The sequence below is a fragment of the Deltaproteobacteria bacterium GWC2_55_46 genome, assembly GCA_001595385.3.
Lineage (GTDB): Bacteria > Desulfobacterota > GWC2-55-46 > GWC2-55-46 > GWC2-55-46 > UBA5799.
This window is the reverse complement of the sequence record LVEI03000001.1, coordinates 2,033,383-2,049,975: the sequence shown is the minus strand read 5'-3', so window position 1 is coordinate 2,049,975 and position 16,593 is coordinate 2,033,383. Positions and strand designations below refer to the sequence as shown.

The following is a 16,593-nucleotide window of genomic DNA, read 5'->3' as shown; positions in this document are numbered from 1 at the left end:
TCCTCGACTTTAAAAAAAGGACTGAAGCCTTATGCCGTATATGAACATATCGCCGGCCCCCTTGTTGCCGCCAGGGTTTACGACGTACTGTAAGTCCGGGCTTATGTGAAAGCCCTGTTCCGCGGCGGAATGGGAGACAGCGTAGCTGTAGTAGGCCTCCACATAATGCTCTGTCCCAGGGTCAAAAGACGGGTCGGCGACCCTTATATAATCCTCGTAGCCGTCGCCTATGAAGGTCGCCGAGTAGGCGATGCCGATCTGGTCATTGGCCCTTCCGAGGAGCTCTCCCGAGATATCTACGCCTCCACTTATAGCTTTATCGAACTGGGCTACCTTCTCCCTTTGCACCCCGGCCCGGAGCCAGATGCCGATCGTCTCGGTTAAAAGCTGGTCGATGCTCACGCCAATGCCGCTATTGCGGGCATTGATAAGAACGGCGTCAGCCGGGTCGGCCAGGTTCGGCTGGTCGGCCGCAGTCCTTTTATTCCTCTGCCAGTAATAGATCCTGTAATTGCCGCCCCTGCCCATGGGCGAGAGGGCGAGGTCGAGCTCTGCCATGAGGAACGGGCTGTCGAAGGTGTCAACATAGTCGCCGTCCCCTTCGAAAGCGCCTATCGTCACGCCGACAGTATCGGATGCCGCCCAACTGAGCCTCGCGCCAGGGCCGTAGAAGTTATCCGTGCCGCCCCACTCTATGACGGGGTTATTCACGAATACATTCGCGAGGAACTGCGTCCTCTCGTTATTCGCGTACTCGTTTGCGTCAAAAAATCCAGTGAGGTCAAGCTGGCCGAAAGTGACGGTCAGGCCACCGTCAAGCTCATGCTCGTAATATGCCTGTGTCGCGTGGAGGCTCGTATCATCGAAGGACTCTATATCGGCGTTATAGCCGTTCGGGTTGCTGTTCGGGGCTGTGAAGAAGGCCGGGAGCCCCTGCATGCCGGCCCCCTTCTGGAAGTCGAAGACGGCTACAGCCCTGCCCCTGTCCCCTACCGGGGACTCGATAGCCAGATCAGCCGAGATGGCCGCCTCTCCGCTTGGCGTACTACCTTTAACGCCGCTTGCCCCGTGAGCCGTTATGGTAACGCTTCCGCCAACTGAAAGGCCGTAGAGGCTGTGGGCCGGATGTATCTTCTTGTGCCCGGGCTCATCGGTCACCACCCGCCATTCCAACCTCTTTTCAAGCTCCTCTACCCTTTTTTTAAGCTCCTCCACCTCGGGGTCCGCAGCCCATAAGGAACACGGGGCCATAAGCAGTAACGCTACCGCAAGAACAGCCTTCTTCGACATCACCTTCTTCTCCCTCAAGTCCCGCTAATCGTGCTCGTCATGGGTGGAGTACGGCCCATGGCTGTGCCTGTGCGTAAGCTCCCCGTGCCTGTGCGAGTGCTCGTGAATTATGTTCGCGGAAAGGAGCAGCTCCTTGTCCCTCAATGCCTTCGCCGTCGTAGAGTCCGCCGCCAGCCGATGCGACTCGTCGAGGATTATCGCCCTATCGCTTAAGTCCTCCGCGAGGCTTAAGTCGTGTGTCGCGATTATTATGGTCTTTTTAAGCTTCTTCAGCTCTCTGAGAAGCTCAAGGAGCCAGACCTGGGTCCTGGGGTCAAGGCCGTTGGTGGGCTCGTCAAGGAGGAGCACCTCCGGGTTTATGGCCAGCACCGAGGCTATGGCGACCTTCTTCTTCTCGCCGCCGCTCAACGAGTAGGGCGTTCTCGCCTTCAACGCCTCCAGGCCGAGCATCTTTAATAGCTCACCGGCCCTCTTTTCGGCCTCTTCATACCTAAGGCCGAGCTGAAGAGGGCCGAAGGCAAGCTCATCCGATACGGTCGGGCAGAAAAGCTGAACGTCCGGCTCAGGGAAGACGAAGCCAACCCGCTCTCTAAAGCACCTCAGGAACTCCCCCTTAAGGGCCTCCTCGCCGAGGGGCTTGCCCGTAAAGCTTATCATGCCTGAGGTCGGGAACAAAAGCCCGTTCAGGAGCTTTAAGAGGGTCGATTTACCGCTCCCGTTCGCGCCGAGAATGGCGAGGCATTCGCCCTTGTCGACGCTGAAGCTCAACTCCCGAAGGGCTGGACCGCCGCCGTACTCGAAGCTTACGGCCTCGACCCTGTATATCTCTTCCATCGCCGCCTCACGTGCCTATGGACAAAAACAGGACGAAGCTCGAAAAACCTATCCAGAGGTAGTCTCTTGCCCCTAATGCCCCTGCCGGAGGTGTCCTGACCTTCCCGGCAAACCCCCTCGATATCATGGCCATGTTGACCTCGTCGGCCATGCTGAAAGACCTTTTCAGTATCAGCGCGGCCCTTGAGGCAAACCAGCTCTGCGATTCAGTAACCCCGGCCCTGCCTATGCTCCTCGACTTCCGTGCCATGGTCGCGTCCTCCGCGGTCTTGATGAGGATCACGGCATATCTGAAGGTAAAGAAGAGGGCCGTTACGAAAAACGCGGGAATAAGCCTGCCGAGCCCTTTGAAAAAGTCCGACTGTCTGGTCGTGAGGGCCAGCAGGGCTGTAAGCGAGAGCATCACAACCACCCTCAGGAGAAAGAAGCCGCCGGTTAAGAGCCCCTCCCTTGTCACCGCGAACCCGTTGTACCCGAATAGCTCCTTGCCCGGGGTTACCGCGTTTACAGTAACCGGCAGGACAAGGAAGAAGGTGAAGACCAGCGAGGGGAAGACCCTCTTCGCAACGGGGGCTATCCCGACCCTCGATACAGAAGCAAGTACCGCTATGACAACAAGTACGCCAAAGAGGAAGAGGGCGCTTCCCGTCATCGCCCCCGCTGCCAGGAGTAGAAAGAAGCCCGTGAGCTTCGCCCTGCCATCGAGCCTCTGAAGGAGCCCGCCTCTTGAGGCGTACTCCTCGGTTGTAAATACCTCTTTTATGATGCTGGCGAACCTTGCCAGGTTACGCTCTATAAAACCATGAGGCTTAATGCCTCTCCCGCTTTGGCACTCTCCATCTTTCTTCTTAAACCACTCCGGGAGCTTCAACTCTTCCATAGCCTGCCCCAGATATAGACCGCGGCAACGACAAGGACGCTCCCTAAAAAGGCTGCGAGCGCGTATATGGCCGCTCCGTATGGGCCTTCAACGCCGCGAAGGCTGTATCCCGGGAAGAGCCCGGCCCGGCCTCCGCCGTATCTTTCCATCCCTTCAGGCACATAGCCGATAAGCCCTCTTAATTCATCGATCCCCCATTCGCCCCATGGCGTGCCTGTTGCCAGGAGCCCAAGCGGCGTGAGTACGATCAAAATAGCAAGGGCCGTAAAGAGCGGCCTTAAAGAGCCTTTGCCGCCTTCGTAAAGGAGCCCCTGGTTCATCCTGTAGATATATGAGACCACAAGGGCGGTCCCAAAAGCCTCTATCGGCCCGAAGAAGAGGAGATGCGGCAGCATCATCGCCGGGACCGCTATGGAAAGCGGGTAAGGCGCGTAAAGCGGCCTGCCGTCCGGCCCGTGGGCAAGCCCGGGCTGGACCCCGAGCTCGGCAGCGACGGCAAGGGCCGCCAGGTTTACCGCTATGTACGCCGCCGCGGCGGCGGCTAAAAACCTCCTGCCCGGGCCAGGTGCGCCAAAGGCGAGCACCCTGTAGATATAGTACCCGGAGATGCTCATGATGACGGCCATATTGAAGCAGTTGGCCGCAAGTGTCGTAAGCCCGCCGTCACCGAAAAGAAAGGCCTGAAGCGCAAGGGTCAGGCTTAACGCGACTATCGCGGCCCAGGGGCCAAGCGCTATGGCTACTATCGCGCCCCCTGCCATGTGCCCGGAAGAGCCACCTGGTATGGGGATGTTGAAGAGCATTATGACGAACGCGAAGGCGGCTCCAAGGCCCAGTAGCGGGAGCTGCCGGAGCTTCAAAGTCCTCTCGGCCCTCTTTGAAGCGTAGTACCAGACCGGGGCCATGGCGGCATAAAAGACGGCGCAGGTGCCGGGGCTCAAGTATCCGTCAGGTATGTGCATATCTTTTCCCTTACGGACTCTATTATATCCTCTCCCGGCCTAACGCGCCCCGGCCTTCGCCTCGGAAGCGATTATGGCGAGGGCGTTCACTATCGCAACGGCTACCGTGCTCCCGCCTTTTCTGCCCTTTATGAGTATATGCGGCAGGCCGCTTCTGCCAAGCTCTTCCTTCGACTCTGCCGCGCCCACGAAACCCACCGGCACGCCAACGACAAGCGCTGGCCTGGGCCCGCCCTCTTTTACGATCTTCAACAGCTCCATGAGCGCCGTAGGCGCGTTCCCGATAGCGACTATGGCGCCTTCCATAAAGGCCGCTGCCTTTCTCATGGAGGCCGCCGTCCTGGTCGTGTTCCCGGAAGCGGCCTTCTCTGCGACATCCCTGTCAGCTGAAAAACAGAATACCTTCGACCCGTACGGGGCAAGGCGCGCCATGCTTATCCCTGCCTCTATCATCTTTACGTCGGTTATGATGTTACGCCCCGACCTTATCGCCTCCGCTCCGGCCTCTATCGCCCCGGGCGTAAAGCTTATAAGTTCCCTGTACTCGAAATCCGCGGTGGCGTGCACGACCCTTTTAACGACCGGCAGCTCTAAAGGGGCGATCGTCGTCTCGTCAAGCTCTGTCCCTATTATCCTGAAGCTCTCCCTTTCGATGGGGTGCTGGCCCGGCGCCTGCAGCGGCTCGCCTCCCCCCTTCCTGTCGATACGCTCCAGGGCTATGTCCACAAGCCTTCTATCGAATCCGAGGCTCTCCGTCAAGGTCACCTTGATGCCAGGGTGCCTCTTTTGCGCCTCCTCTATCTCAGCCGGGAGGTCCTGAGTCACATGAAGGCCCATGTAGAGGAAATAGGGCATCACCGTTATGTCGCTGAACCCTTTGGATACGATGATATCCATGGCCTCCTGAAAATCGGGCTCGACCATCTGAAGGAACGCGTGCTGGACAAGGCCGAACCCGCCTTTCTCCTGGACGGCCCTGGCTACCTCTCTGAGCGTCTCGTTTGCCCCCGGGGCCTTGCTCCCATGGCCCATGAGCATTATAGCCTTGGTATTTCTCATGCCAGACATGACCGGCTCCTTTTTAACAAGATGCTGAAAACTATTTTCAGCCACGGATCGATATCCTGAATGGACCCGCCTGTTCGCACCATAAACCGCTAATACCGTATCACAATCCGGCAAGTACTTTGCGCAAGAACTGACAAATAAAAAAACCCTCTCTTCAAAAGAAGGAGGGTAGCATAGGGTGCATTAAAAAAAAATAGCGCGCCCCTCACCTTCTTTACCATCGAAGAACCCGTGAGGCATACCCAGGCAGGTCTCCTGACTTGCGGATAAATCGCCTACTCCCCGCGCCTTCCCGGCCTGCAAAGACCAGTGGCTTTTCGCGGGTTTCGTCTCCGCTCACAGTGGCGGGTCCGTTCCCGATTTGCCGCCAACGGCGGCTCACGGGATTCCCTTTTTAACCCCTCTCGGGGTTACCCGGATACGTCTAAAAACAATTTTGAGAATGATTACATTTTAGATACCCCTTGTCAAGGCATAATCAAGGCTTCAAGGGCGGACCCCCTGCCCTTGCCTTCGGCCTTTCAAGCTCAAGCAGGACCTTCCCCTTCCTGAATATCCTGACGATGCCGGTGGAGCCGGAGATCGTTATGGCGGCGGCCTCTGTCACGTCGGTTATGCCCGCGGCGGCCATGTGCCTGCACCCCAACCCCGGCATGTGCCCCTCTTCTTCGAGGGCAGCGTCAAGATGCACCCCGGCGGACATGACAACACCGTCCTCCCTTATGACGAACGCGCCGTCAAGGAGCGCGAACTCCTTTATGGTCTCATGGACGTCCTCGTCGAGTATGTTCCTCGCCTCCTCGGGGTAGCCCTTGAACGGGTTCATTATGAGCGGCCTTGAAAGCTTCATCACCTTTTCGTTATCCCCGATGACGAAGGTCGCGCCTATGGCCTTGCCCTCCCTGCCCTCGCCGGATAGCTCTAACGCGATGTTAAGTACCGTCTCCAGCACCTCCGGCTTGACCTTCTTGAGAAGGTCCATCGAAATGCCCATGGCGGTGAAGACCTCGGCCTCTTTCTTCAAGTCTATTATCATAAGGGTATCGAGGAGGCCGTGCGCCTGAAGCCCGGAGAGGCAGACGACCTTGTCAGAGCTTTTTATCATCCCCTCGGTGACGGCCATGATGAGGGAAAGCTTCACCTGCCCGATCCTCGTGAGTTTCACCATCGGGAGCCTCAAGAGCGCCTTTACCTCCCTCTTCATCGGCTCAAGGGCGGCCGCGACCTCTTCGCTCTGGGTTATGAGTATGAACTTCTTCTTCTCCTTCGACCCCTTCCAGAATGTCTTCTCCTCGATTGCGTCGACAAAGAGAAGGAGAGCGGAGGCCTTGTGCTCCTTGAGCGCCGAGACCGCGCTCTCCATCATCTTCTTATTCAGCTTCAGCATGCCCCCTCCTCGTCCTGCTCCGGGGGCTTACCCTGGCCTCTACCTGGGTGAAGATGCCCCGGAGCATCTTCACCTCCTTCTCCATAAGGCCGGTCCTCCCGAAAAGCCGCCTGAAGCTCCGCATTATGGCCTCAAAAAGGTACTCCCCTCCCTGATCCCCATACCCAAGGCCCCGGAGCATCCTCTCCATGTGGACGTACATCTTCTCAAGCTCCTCACGCGGAGCCGCCTTTATGGTCGGGGCCTTTGGCATCTGGGCCGTATAAAGATGATGGCAGACCGTGAAGACCGCGTGCGAAAGGTTTATCGACGGGTACTCGTCTGATGTGGGTATCTCAAGGAGCATATCGCACAGAGGTATCTCCTCATTCAGAAGCCCCCTGTCCTCCCTGCCGAAGAGCAAGGCGACACTGTTAGAGGCGGCGAGCTTTAATATGGCCGGCACCGCCTCATCGAGCGTGAGGACCGGGTACCTGTGCCTGCCGATCCTCCTTGTCGTGCCGACGACCACGCGCGGCTCGCCAAGAAAGCTTTCAAGGTCCGGGAAGACGCGCGCCGAGGCAAGCACCGAGTCCGCCTTGCAGGCCATCGAATACGACTCGTTATTCTTGTAATCGCACGGGTTTATGAGCACCAGGTCTGAGAAGCCGGTGTTCTTCATCGCCCTTGCCGTGCTGCCCACGTTGCCGGAGCTTTGAGGCTCTACAAGCACGATTGATATATTGCGGTTCGCGCCTGGGGGCGCGGCCTTGGGCCTTTGCCTGTTGCTCCGTCGCATGGATAGACCTTTTCTGTTTATTTAAAGCAGATAGAGTATAGCAAAAAGGGGGGTTGTTTGGAAAGGGCAGCGGCTTTAAGAGGTTCCCGGGAACCTATATCAGACGGCGAGGTCTACCTGCTGAACGGTACCTGGTGTCATATCCCCGGAGAGGAATACCCCTGTGCGGGCCACCTCTCTTTATCATATGCATGCCAGTTTTATCGGCGGAACAGCCCGGGTCTTGAAAAAAAGAGCAGGGGAGGCGATTTACTCGCCTCCCCTGCGCGTAGTGCGGTCATGGGGGCGGGGTAAGAGCGGGGTATGTTTGCTGCGGTAAATATCGTTTGAAGGGTAGACCGCTAACCGTAGCTAAGCTACGTCTGAAAATTCGATCTCGGTATCTTCCGCCATTCTCTTGAGCTTGCCGAGCGCCTTTGCCTCTATCTGCCGGACCCGCTCCCTTGTTATCCCGAACTCCCTGCCTACGGTCTCAAGGGTCTTGGGGTCCTCTCCTTCGAGGCCGAAACGCTCCTTGATGATGATCCTTTCGTTTTCATCAAGGCAACCGAGCCATTCCTTGACCTTTACAGCCCTGTCAGCGCTCCAGAGCGCGTCCATCGGCTGCGGGAAGGTCTCGTCCTCAAGCCTTTCCATGAGAGGCTGGTCTGTCTCCTCGTTTACGGAGACCTCAAGGGAATAGCTCTTTCTCGTGATGCCGCTAAGCTTCTTTACGTACCTTCCTGAGAGGCCTGTCTTGTCGGAAAGCTCCTTTATATCGGGCTCTCTGCCTAGCTCGGTCGTAAGGTCCCTTTCCGCCCTGGCCATCTTGGCGAGGTCGGTCGTTATGTGTATCGGGAGCCTTACCGTGTTGGCCTGGTTCGCCACCGCCCGGTCTATAGACTGCCTTATCCAGTAGGTCGCGTAAGTGGAGAACTTGCACCCCTTCGAGGACTTGAAGCGTTCCACCGACTTTATAAGGCCGATGTTGCCCTCTTCGATAAGGTCCTGAAGCGGCAACCCCCTGTTCAGGTACCTTTTGGCTATGTTCACCACGAGCCGGAGGTTGGCCTCTATCATCTGACGCCTCGCCTCGGCGTCTCCCCTGGCTATCTTCCTTGCCAGCGCCTTCTCCTCTTTCGCGGTAAGGAGGCGTATCCTCCTTATGTTCTTGAAGTACGCGTTTATCGAATCGGTGCCGAGGCCTTTTTCAGCGGCGGCCTCTTCGGCTGTCCGCGCGCCCCTGGCACCGAGGTTTAAAACGCCTATCCTTGCCTCTTCCATGGCCTCCCCCTTTTTAAGCGAGGCCCGTAGAGCTACGCGTCAGTGGCAGCCGCAGCCGGAGCCGCAACCTTCCACCTTCGCAACAGCGGCAGAGCCGCATTCAGCGCACTTCTCAGGCTTGCAGCGCGCTTCCTTTGACCAGCCGCAATCGGTACACTTCCAGTTTGACATATCGCTATCCTCCTTTAAAAGTGTGCCTGGGCGTAGCTCTCAAGCCCGGTCTGGTTTGGCTTCATGCCCTCTTCGCCCTGTTTCCAGTTGGCCGGGCATACCTCGCCGTATTTTTCGTTGAACTGTATCGCGTCAAGGACCCTTAAGACCTCTTCCACGTTCCTTCCGAGCGGGAGATCGTTTATTGTTATGTGGCGTATCTTGCCGAGCTTGTCGATTATAAAAAGGCCCCTCAGCGCTATGCCCGGCTTGTCGACGAGCACCCCGTAATTCCTGCTGATCGACTTGTCAAGGTCAGAGACGAGCGGATAGCTTATCTCGCCTATCCCGCCCTTCTTCCTCGGGGTGTTCCTCCAGGCGATATGCGAGAACTGGCTGTCGACGGAGACCCCAAGCACCTCGGCCCCTCTTACCTCGAACTCCTTTATCCTGTCGCTCATCGCTATTATCTCGGTAGGGCAGACGAAGGTAAAATCAAGTGGATAGAAGAAGAGCACCACGTATTTACCCTTGTAATCTGACAACTTTACTTCCTTTACGGAGCCGTCCTTCACTACCGCAGTCGCCTTGAAGTCCGGCGCTTCGTTCTGTACAACAGCTAAAGTCTCAGCCATTTTTCTGTTTCCTCCTTTTATCAATTGATATTTTTGTCCCGGCACCCGGCGCACAGGCCGAAGAAGTCGACATGGTTGCCTGTGAGCATGAACTCGCTCGTTATATTCTCGGGCAATCTCAACGCCTCTGAATAGTCTGTGAACACGTCACCGATCTTGCCGCATTCAGTACACATGATATGGTGGTGGGGGGTTGGGTTCGGGTCAAAGTGCTTCCTTTCGGGGTCGATCGTAACCTCGATCAGCTCTCCCCTTTCCCTCAATGCCTCGACAGTGTTGTAGACTGTCGCGAAAGATACAGTGGGATACCTTTTCTTGATCTCGGTATATATATCATCTGCCGTAGGATGGCTCGTATTCCCCTCGAGGAACTTGAGTATCGCGATCCTCTGAGGTGTGAGCTTAAAGCCTTTGCCCCTGTATTTTCTGACTATCCCTTCCATATTCTCTCCTTCTTAGCAGTACAAGTTACTATCTAAGAATAATTCTATTATAAAATAAATTATAAGATTGTCAAGTCTTTCCCACAAAAGACTTAATCACTTGATTTGTAAGGTGATTTTCACAATAAAGAGGCTTGCGGGGGAAAAAAACTGGTGAAGATTTTTTTACTCTCTTGCCTTTTTAAGGCTGTCCTCAAGAAATCCTACCGATGGCACGCTCCAGAGTATCATTATAAAAGAGACGGCAGCGAGCAACGAGAAGTCAACGTACATGGCGCTGAGGAAAAAGAGGAAGAAGCCGAATATGAGGACGGCCTCGGCAAAGGCCATCGAGATGACGGGAGTCAGCACAAGGTGCCTTACCAGGGCATCGATATCGGAGGTCTTGCCCTTGAGACCTTCCTTTGAATATCGCCTCCTTGAGACACTGACAGATACGGCTATCGTCAAAGCGCTCAGGCCGTAAAATATCGCCCTCAAGAGGTGCTCGCTAAACTCCGGCGTAAACCCCTGGAAGTAAATATAGAGAAATTTGGTCAGGAGCACTACTCCGGCGTACATCATCACGAAAGAGGCCGCGAAGACCGCCATTAAAAGGCATGACCTCCTGAGGCCTGCTAAAAGCTCCCTTTCCATATCCCTCCTGATTTCTGTCATGGCGCTTCGTTTGCGCGCCATGTTATATACAATATATCGACCCAATCTAAACTAAAACAAAAAAAGGACCAAAGCAAGGGGGTTTTTGCATGCTCTTTCTCCTGATGCACATAGTGCACATCCTTACCGTCATCCTCTGGATAGGCGGGCTCGCCTTCGTGACCGGCATAGTCCTTCCCATGGTCATAAAGACACCTGACGCCCTTCAGAAGGTGCTGACCTTCCAGAGGATAGAGCACAGGTTCGCGCCGCTGGCAAAGGCCTACAACATAGTCGTTGGCATAACCGGCTTCATAATGGTATGGCAGACGGGCTGGTACGAGCTCTACTTCACGAAGGATGGATGGGCCCTTACCTTCATGACCGCTGTCTGGCTATTCTGGTTCATCATGCTCGTCGGCCTTGAGCCGATAGTCATACGGAAGATGCTCGACAGGATGGCCAGGGAAGGCGCCACAATGGACATAGACGGGATATTCAAGAAGGTAAAGACGCTGCACTGGTTCATGGTGGCGATATCGCTTGCCGCAGCCGCCGCAGGGGCCATCGCAGCCCATGGATAGGGCAGGAAGGCCCTGCCACCCCATTCAGGGTTCGATGAAAGCGATGCCTTCGAGGCCGAGGAGGGCCTTTTTTATATTGATGCCGCCTGAGAAGCCGCCGACCAACGCATTTGAGGCGAGCACCCTGTGGCATGGGATGATTATGGGGACCGGGTTTCTGCCGCAGGCGCCGCCAACAGCCCTGGCCGCCTGGGGCCGGCCTATTGACGCGGCCACCTCACCATAGCTTAAGGCGCTGCCCCATGGTATCTTTTGAAGGGCCTTCCAGACCGCGAGGTCAAAAGAGCTTCCCTTAAGGCTCAGGGGGACATTAAACTCGACGGCCTTTCCGCGGAAGTACTCGTCAAAGATCATGAAGAGCGTTGTAAAGGACGCGGGGCTTTCAACGGGCTCCCCTCCCGCCTTTCTTATGCCGGATAGAAAGTCGCTTTTTTTGGCCGGCAGGCCCACCCCGGAGATACCTTTTATATCGGATGAGACAAGGACCGACCCGAGCGGGGAGCGATACTCCGCCCATGAGATGAGAGTCTTTTTTGCCATGTTATAAAGATAAGGCTTAAGAGCCCCTCAAAACAAGCAGAATCGGGCCTTTGACTTTGAACGCAGTCTTCTGTTACATTAAAAAAAACGGGGTCTTCATCCCCTTGCGGAGAGAGCTTGTGATCTTAACAGCATTCGTTTTCTGGGCGATAATGGTCGCCATAGCGATAGCCAACGGTTTTTTCGCCGAGAAGTTCCTTGCTCCGAGAATAGGCGACTACGCCTCGCACCTCTACAAGTCCTTTCTCATCATAGCCGTCATCTTTACCGGCGCATATATTTACATATCAAGATTCGCCCTGCCGCCGCTTTACTCTTCGGCGATGAAGACCGGGCTCCTGTGGCTGTCTTGCAGCATCACCTTCGAATTCATAATCGGACATTATCTTTTCGGCTTTTCATGGGAGCGCCTTTTCGCTGACTACAGGATCTGGGAAGGCAGGCTCTGGTCGCTTGTGCTCGCCTCTGAGGTAGCCGCACCGCTCTTTTTCGCCTGGCTCGCCAGGTAAGACTTCACATTTATGGGTGCCTTAAAAATAACAATTTTCAGAATATAGGCTCTGGCAGGATCAAGACCATGGGGAAGAGCGTACTTACCATCAATAGCGGCTCATCCAGCGTCAAATTCTCACTCTGGTCCGGCGAGCGCCCCCTCCTTGGCGGCAGGCTCGAAAGGATAGGGCTGGGCGAAGGGATCTTTACCGCCTCCGTCCCGTCCGGGACGATAATAGACAAAGCCCTCCTGTTGCCTGACCATTCCACGGCCTTAAAGGCCCTTTTCTCCTGGTTGAAGGAACGCCCGGAAGGGGCTGCCATTTCGGCGATAGGCCACCGTGTCGTCCACGGGGGAAAGATCACCTCCCACCGGAAGATAGACGACGGTTTGATAGATGTCTTGCGGGGGCTCATCCCCTTTGCGGCCGAGCACCTGCCCCATGAGATAAAGGCGATAGAGGCGGCGGAAAAGGAGCTGCCCGGGGTGCCGCAGGCCGCGTGCTTTGACACCTCCTTTCATACCTCCATGCATGAGGCAGCGCGCGCCTTTGCCCTTCCGAATGAGTTAAGGAAAGAGGGCGTTGAGCGCTACGGCTTCCACGGCCTCTCTTACGAATATATTATGGAAGAGCTCGGAAGGATCGACCCGGAAAGGGCGGCGGGCAGGACCATAATAGCCCACCTCGGCAACGGCGCGTCCATGTGCGCGGTGAAAAACTTTAAGAGCGTTGATACTACGATGGGCTTTACCCCTCTTGGCGGCCTTGTGATGAGCACCCGGACAGGCGACCTCGACCCCGGCGTTATCGTCTATCTACTGAAGACAAGGGGGTACAGCGCAGACGAGCTCAATGAGGTCTTGAACAGGAGGTCAGGGCTCTTCGGCATCTCAGGCATAAGCCCGGACATGGCTGACCTTATTCAGGAAGAGGGCAGATCCCCAAGGGCCGCCCTCGCCATAGAGATCTTCTGCCGTCAGGCGAGGAAGTTCCTTGCTGCGATGTCAGCTGCTATCAGCGGCGTGGATACCCTCGTCTTTACCGCTGGTATCGGCGAGAACTCGCCCATTGTAAGGGAGCGGATATTGAATGGCATGGGGTTCATGGGGATGGAGGTAGACTCCGCGGAGAACGCCAGGGGCAGCTCAGTGATATCAAAGGGGCCGGTAACTATACGGGTGATGAAGACCAACGAAGAGCTTATGATAGCGAGACACGCCGCGCGTGTGCTCGGCCTTCAGGACTGACGGTCAGTGGACTTGAGGGGTTGAGTCCGGTCTTTCAAGCGCGTAAGCCGTGCCGCCGGGTGTGAGCTTCTCCCGCACCACGGCAACAACAGCGGCAAACGCCTGCTTCTCCTTCTTGGGGATGGCCTTATCCGCTACGGTCTTAACGCTCAACGGGTTGATGAGCCTGCCGTTCGCGCGCATCTCGTAATGGAGGTGCGGGCCGGTCGAGATGCCTGTGGAACCGACATAACCTATGACCTTGCCCTGGTCGACCTTCGCTCCGCGACGGACGCCTTTTCCTATCTTGGAAAGGTGGCCATAAGCGGTCAAGTAGCCGTTATAGTGTTTTATCTCTACAAAGTTGCCGTAGCCGCCCTTCCACCCGGCGAATTTGACGATGCCGCTGCCGGCAGCCTCGACCGGCGTGCCCTTGGGGGCCCCGTAGTCGACCCCGTGGTGCGGCCTGTATTTTTTAAGGATGGGGTGGAAACGGCCCCTGCTGAAGTGGCTGGTAATCCTTCTGAACCTCAGGGGGGACTTAAGGAGCGACCTCCTGAGAGACCTTCCGTCGCTGTCGTAGTAGCCGGACCCGCTTTTCCCCTCATAATATACAGCCGTGTACTTCTTGCCGCCGTTCACCATCTCGGCGCCCTTTATCTTGCCGCTCCTGACCGGAACGCCGTCCACGTACAGGACCTCGGAAAGGACGCTGAAGCTGTCGCCCTTCCTTATCTCTGAGGAGAAATCGATATCCCACGCGAATATGTCGGTCAAGGCCATGACGGCCTGCGGGTCTGCCCCGGCCTTGAGCGCGTCCTCGTAGAACGAGTTCTCTATCGTGCCTGATATGACGGCTTCCCTCGTCTCGTGAGGGAGCTCTGCCTTGCTCGCCTTTATGCCCTGAGGTGTCTTCTCGACTACAAGGTACTCGTAGTCGCTGAACTTGTATTCTATCTTTCTGAGCGCGCCGGAGAGGGTATAAACGCTCAGCACGGAGTCACGCCGAAGCTGCCTCAAGTTATAGACCGGACGCGACTTTTCGGTGATATCGAGTATCTCTGGCCCTGATACGTTCAGGCCTGACATTATCTGATAGAAGGTATTGTTGCCTGCGAGCTTGAAGTCGTGCTTTTCTATCCTGGGTGGCTGGGGGAGCACTTCCGCCGGCTGCTCGGAGGCGTCCGGCGTGCTAATTGATGCTTCGGGGCTTAAGATAAAAAGGAAAGAAAGGAGGAAAGAGAGCCCTGCAAGGGATGCGATGATTACTGTCCTGAGCGGAAAATTTTTCTCATTTTTGTTTGAGAATCCCGTCAATATCCCGTCCTCTCCCTGAGTTTCACACATAATATTAGATGACGAGGGCATATGTCAAGACTTTGTTGCCTTATGCGCCGAACAAATTTCGTCTCTTGCCAAGCTGATCGCAAAGATGTACTATACCCCGTATGAGCGAGACCCTGCAGACCATTGCCAAGGGGCAGTCGAAAAAGGCCAGGATCCTCATAGCGGACGACGACACCTTCTACCTCCGCATCTTCTCTGACCTCATCTCCGAGCTTGGATACGAGAGCATATCCGCCGTCAACGGGCTCGAGGCCCTTGAGAAGGCGCGGACCCACCGCCCGGACGTCCTCTTAATCGACGTGGTAATGCCCGGCATGGACGGTTTTGAGGTCACGAAGAGGCTCAAGGAAGACCCCGCCACGATGTACATCCCGGTCGTGATCGTAACCTCTCTTTCCGACAGGAACTCGAAGATAAGGGGGCTTCAAAGCGGAGCGGACGAGCTACTCTCAAAGCCTGTAGACGAGACCGAGTTCAGGGTAAGGCTCAGGAACCTCTTGAAGGTCAAGCGCTACGAGGACTTTCTGGTGGAGCATGGCAGGAGGCTTGAAAACGAGGTCGAGGACAAGAGCGTACAGCTTGAGCGGGCCTTCGACAAGATACGCAAGGGCTACATAGAGACGGTCTTCCGGCTCACCCTCGCCGCCGAGCAGAGGGACAAGGAGACCGGTAGCCATATAAAGAGAATAAGCCTTTACTCCCAGATGATGGCCAGGTACCTGCGTCTTCCGGAGGAGGAGGTAGAGACAATATTCTTCGCCAGCCCCATGCACGACGTCGGCAAGATAGGCATACCCGATTCGATCCTCTTGAAGCCCGGGCCGCTTACCCCTGAAGAATTCGAAATAATGAAGACCCATACGACGATCGGCGCCGAGATACTGAAGGACGCTGACTCCGGCATACTCGCCGCGGCGAGGGACATCGCGCTTACTCACCATGAAAGATGGAACGGGAAGGGCTACCCCAGGGGGCTTAAGGGCACGGAGATACCGATGTCCGGCAGGATCGTGAACATGGTGGATATATACGACGCGCTGAGGAGCTCACGCCCTTACAAAGAGAGCTTCGACCACGACACCGCCTGCAGGATAATATTCGAGAACCCGGACAACTATGACCCGGTCATACTCGCCGCCTTCAGCGATTGCTCAAAAGAGTTCAGGAGGCTTTACGACGAGAACCACGAGGAAACGGAGCCTCAGAACAGCCGCCCGGCTATGATGTAGTCCGCGTCATCAGGGCCTACTTCATCGAGGTCAAGGCTTTCGGGCTCAGGCAGGAGCACCACGCTGGTGTAGCCTGAAAGCCTGCTGACCTGCGCGGGGATGCCCCGCTTCCACGAGTGTCCGCCCCCGGCGAGCACCGCCATCTTCTTCCCTGGCCTTGCCTTCAGGTACTCTATCGCGTTATGTGCCATCACGTTGTCCCAGACCATCTGGGCCTCGCAGAAGCTCTTGAAGGTCACGCCCTCCATGTCGTGCTCTTCGAGCGCGTCCTTCATGAACTTCTCGTATGTCTCATCCACTTTGCACTCTATCCCCGGAGGAAGGCCGGCAAGCTGCTCCGTTGACAATGAACTGAAGCCCTTGGTAAGGACCTGGAACATGAGCTTGCGCGAGATGTTAAGGGCGACCATGGGGACCCTGTTTCCCCTGGCGTACACAAAGATATCCTTGTACTGCTCCCATGGTATGCCCCATTCCTTTTCATAAACGGGCCTGAACTCATCCTCGCTCATCTCGCCTCTGACCCACCGGTCGAGGACATCCTGGTTCTCGGTCCTGAACATCTCGACCCCTATGGCTATATCCGTCCCGTCCTCCCTCAGTGCCTTTATGAGCTCAAGCTGCGCCCTGTGGTGGAGCCTGTTGTCGTGCAGCTCACCTATAAAGATGATATCCGCGCCCTTTATCTCGCCTATGAGCTCCGGGGCCTTGACCTCTTTCCTGTCCGCGACCCTTATTATCATGGGGTCCATGCACCCGTTTGAGATCACAAGCGCCACAAGCACCAACGACAGAAAAAGTACGCGCCTTATAATTCCAGGCGCCCCTGCCGGTCTTGTGCCCATGG

The 16,593-nt window shown here is 56.2% G+C and carries 18 protein-coding genes and 1 other annotated feature; of the genes, 4 read left to right on the top strand and 14 right to left on the bottom strand.

The features are described 5' to 3' along the window. Positions 1 to 9: 9 nt before the first annotated feature. From A2V21_309685 to A2V21_309635, 11 genes are all read right to left on the bottom strand, one after another. Positions 10 to 1,290: a hypothetical protein gene (locus tag A2V21_309685; protein ID OIJ74502.1), complete on the bottom strand. Its 1,281-nt coding sequence runs from the start codon at positions 1,288 to 1,290 to the stop codon at positions 10 to 12. 24 nt (positions 1,291 to 1,314) lie between these two features. After that, complete coding sequence (locus A2V21_309680) at positions 1,315 to 2,124, bottom strand: nickel ABC transporter ATP-binding protein (protein ID OIJ74501.1); 810 nt, start codon at positions 2,122 to 2,124, stop codon at positions 1,315 to 1,317. 7 nt (positions 2,125 to 2,131) lie between these two features. Then, positions 2,132 to 3,004 (bottom strand): cobalt ECF transporter T component CbiQ, encoded by an 873-nt coding sequence (locus A2V21_309675; protein OIJ74500.1) that lies wholly within the window; start codon positions 3,002 to 3,004, stop codon positions 2,132 to 2,134. Then, positions 2,992 to 3,966: a hypothetical protein gene (locus A2V21_309670; protein ID OIJ74499.1), complete on the bottom strand. Its 975-nt coding sequence runs from the start codon at positions 3,964 to 3,966 to the stop codon at positions 2,992 to 2,994. The genes A2V21_309675 and A2V21_309670 overlap by 13 nt, the downstream gene beginning before the upstream one ends. A gap of 39 nt (positions 3,967 to 4,005) precedes the next feature. Next, the gene (locus A2V21_309665) at positions 4,006 to 4,644 is read right to left on the bottom strand and encodes a precorrin-8X methylmutase (protein ID OIJ75144.1); all 639 of its coding nucleotides are present in this window, start codon (positions 4,642 to 4,644) and stop codon (positions 4,006 to 4,008) included. Positions 4,645 to 5,261: 617 nt separating this feature from the next. Continuing rightward, positions 5,262 to 5,467 (bottom strand) — a binding site (cobalamin riboswitch). Positions 5,468 to 5,512: 45 nt separating this feature from the next. Next, complete coding sequence (locus A2V21_309660) at positions 5,513 to 6,421, bottom strand: hypothetical protein (GenBank protein OIJ74498.1); 909 nt, start codon at positions 6,419 to 6,421, stop codon at positions 5,513 to 5,515. Next, on the bottom strand, positions 6,405 to 7,199 hold the full coding sequence (locus A2V21_309655; protein OIJ74497.1) for a hypothetical protein: 795 nt from the start codon (positions 7,197 to 7,199) through the stop codon (positions 6,405 to 6,407). The genes A2V21_309660 and A2V21_309655 overlap by 17 nt, the downstream gene beginning before the upstream one ends. A 351-nt stretch (positions 7,200 to 7,550) precedes the next feature. Then, positions 7,551 to 8,447, bottom strand: coding sequence for a hypothetical protein (locus A2V21_309650; GenBank protein OIJ75143.1), 897 nt, complete (start codon positions 8,445 to 8,447; stop codon positions 7,551 to 7,553). A gap of 200 nt (positions 8,448 to 8,647) precedes the next feature. Further along, positions 8,648 to 9,247 carry a thioredoxin peroxidase gene (locus A2V21_309645; GenBank protein OIJ74496.1) on the bottom strand — a complete coding sequence of 200 codons (600 nt, stop codon included), beginning with the start codon at positions 9,245 to 9,247 and terminating at the stop codon, positions 8,648 to 8,650. 20 nt (positions 9,248 to 9,267) lie between these two features. Continuing rightward, positions 9,268 to 9,690, bottom strand: a complete 423-nt coding sequence (locus A2V21_309640; protein ID OIJ74495.1) for a transcriptional repressor — start codon at positions 9,688 to 9,690, stop codon at positions 9,268 to 9,270. 165 nt (positions 9,691 to 9,855) lie between these two features. Next, positions 9,856 to 10,347 (bottom strand): hypothetical protein, encoded by a 492-nt coding sequence (locus A2V21_309635; protein ID OIJ74494.1) that lies wholly within the window; start codon positions 10,345 to 10,347, stop codon positions 9,856 to 9,858. 89 nt (positions 10,348 to 10,436) lie between these two features. On the opposite strand from A2V21_309635, the gene A2V21_309630 reads away from it, so the two are divergent. Next, the gene (locus A2V21_309630) at positions 10,437 to 10,910 is read left to right on the top strand and encodes a hypothetical protein (GenBank protein OIJ74493.1); all 474 of its coding nucleotides are present in this window, start codon (positions 10,437 to 10,439) and stop codon (positions 10,908 to 10,910) included. Positions 10,911 to 10,934: 24 nt separating this feature from the next. On the opposite strand, the gene A2V21_309625 is transcribed toward A2V21_309630, so the two are convergent. Further along, entirely contained in the window at positions 10,935 to 11,450 is a 516-nt protein-coding gene (locus tag A2V21_309625) for a hypothetical protein (protein ID OIJ74492.1), read from the bottom strand. A gap of 152 nt (positions 11,451 to 11,602) precedes the next feature. On the opposite strand from A2V21_309625, the gene A2V21_309620 reads away from it, so the two are divergent. Then, positions 11,603 to 11,959 carry a hypothetical protein gene (locus A2V21_309620; GenBank protein ID OIJ75142.1) on the top strand — a complete coding sequence of 119 codons (357 nt, stop codon included), beginning with the start codon at positions 11,603 to 11,605 and terminating at the stop codon, positions 11,957 to 11,959. A gap of 68 nt (positions 11,960 to 12,027) precedes the next feature. Next, on the top strand, positions 12,028 to 13,191 hold the full coding sequence (locus A2V21_309615) for a hypothetical protein (protein ID OIJ74491.1): 1,164 nt from the start codon (positions 12,028 to 12,030) through the stop codon (positions 13,189 to 13,191). Positions 13,192 to 13,194: 3 nt separating this feature from the next. Here the strand turns inward: A2V21_309615 and A2V21_309610 are convergent, their stop codons facing one another. After that, positions 13,195 to 14,487 (bottom strand): hypothetical protein, encoded by a 1,293-nt coding sequence (locus tag A2V21_309610; protein OIJ74490.1) that lies wholly within the window; start codon positions 14,485 to 14,487, stop codon positions 13,195 to 13,197. Between the two features lie 131 nt (positions 14,488 to 14,618). On the opposite strand from A2V21_309610, the gene A2V21_309605 reads away from it, so the two are divergent. Next, complete coding sequence (locus A2V21_309605; protein OIJ74489.1) at positions 14,619 to 15,746, top strand: hypothetical protein; 1,128 nt, start codon at positions 14,619 to 14,621, stop codon at positions 15,744 to 15,746. Here the strand turns inward: A2V21_309605 and A2V21_309600 are convergent. Then, positions 15,719 to 16,591: a hypothetical protein gene (locus tag A2V21_309600; protein OIJ74488.1), complete on the bottom strand. Its 873-nt coding sequence runs from the start codon at positions 16,589 to 16,591 to the stop codon at positions 15,719 to 15,721. The two genes, A2V21_309605 and A2V21_309600, sit on opposite strands and share 28 nt — an antisense overlap. Between the last annotated feature and the right edge of the window lie 2 nt (positions 16,592 to 16,593).

What these genes read in the sequence shown, in the direction of transcription:
- A2V21_309660 (OIJ74498.1), bottom strand. Translation starts at nt 6,421, where the DNA reads ATGCTGAAGCTGAATAAGAAGATGATGGAGAGCGCGGTCTCGGCGCTC.
- A2V21_309630 (OIJ74493.1), top strand. Translation starts at nt 10,437, where the DNA reads ATGCTCTTTCTCCTGATGCACATAGTGCACATCCTTACCGTCATCCTC.
- A2V21_309640 (OIJ74495.1), bottom strand. Translation starts at nt 9,690, where the DNA reads ATGGAAGGGATAGTCAGAAAATACAGGGGCAAAGGCTTTAAGCTCACA.
- A2V21_309605 (OIJ74489.1), top strand. Translation starts at nt 14,619, where the DNA reads ATGAGCGAGACCCTGCAGACCATTGCCAAGGGGCAGTCGAAAAAGGCC.
- A2V21_309620 (OIJ75142.1), top strand. Translation starts at nt 11,603, where the DNA reads ATGGTCGCCATAGCGATAGCCAACGGTTTTTTCGCCGAGAAGTTCCTT.
- A2V21_309635 (OIJ74494.1), bottom strand. Translation starts at nt 10,347, where the DNA reads ATGACAGAAATCAGGAGGGATATGGAAAGGGAGCTTTTAGCAGGCCTC.
- A2V21_309625 (OIJ74492.1), bottom strand. Translation starts at nt 11,450, where the DNA reads ATGGCAAAAAAGACTCTCATCTCATGGGCGGAGTATCGCTCCCCGCTC.
- A2V21_309655 (OIJ74497.1), bottom strand. Translation starts at nt 7,199, where the DNA reads ATGCGACGGAGCAACAGGCAAAGGCCCAAGGCCGCGCCCCCAGGCGCG.
- A2V21_309615 (OIJ74491.1), top strand. Translation starts at nt 12,028, where the DNA reads ATGGGGAAGAGCGTACTTACCATCAATAGCGGCTCATCCAGCGTCAAA.
- A2V21_309670 (OIJ74499.1), bottom strand. Translation starts at nt 3,966, where the DNA reads ATGCACATACCTGACGGATACTTGAGCCCCGGCACCTGCGCCGTCTTT.
- A2V21_309685 (OIJ74502.1), bottom strand. Translation starts at nt 1,290, where the DNA reads ATGTCGAAGAAGGCTGTTCTTGCGGTAGCGTTACTGCTTATGGCCCCG.
- A2V21_309600 (OIJ74488.1), bottom strand. Translation starts at nt 16,591, where the DNA reads ATGGGCACAAGACCGGCAGGGGCGCCTGGAATTATAAGGCGCGTACTT.
- A2V21_309675 (OIJ74500.1), bottom strand. Translation starts at nt 3,004, where the DNA reads ATGGAAGAGTTGAAGCTCCCGGAGTGGTTTAAGAAGAAAGATGGAGAG.
- A2V21_309645 (OIJ74496.1), bottom strand. Translation starts at nt 9,247, where the DNA reads ATGGCTGAGACTTTAGCTGTTGTACAGAACGAAGCGCCGGACTTCAAG.
- A2V21_309680 (OIJ74501.1), bottom strand. Translation starts at nt 2,124, where the DNA reads ATGGAAGAGATATACAGGGTCGAGGCCGTAAGCTTCGAGTACGGCGGC.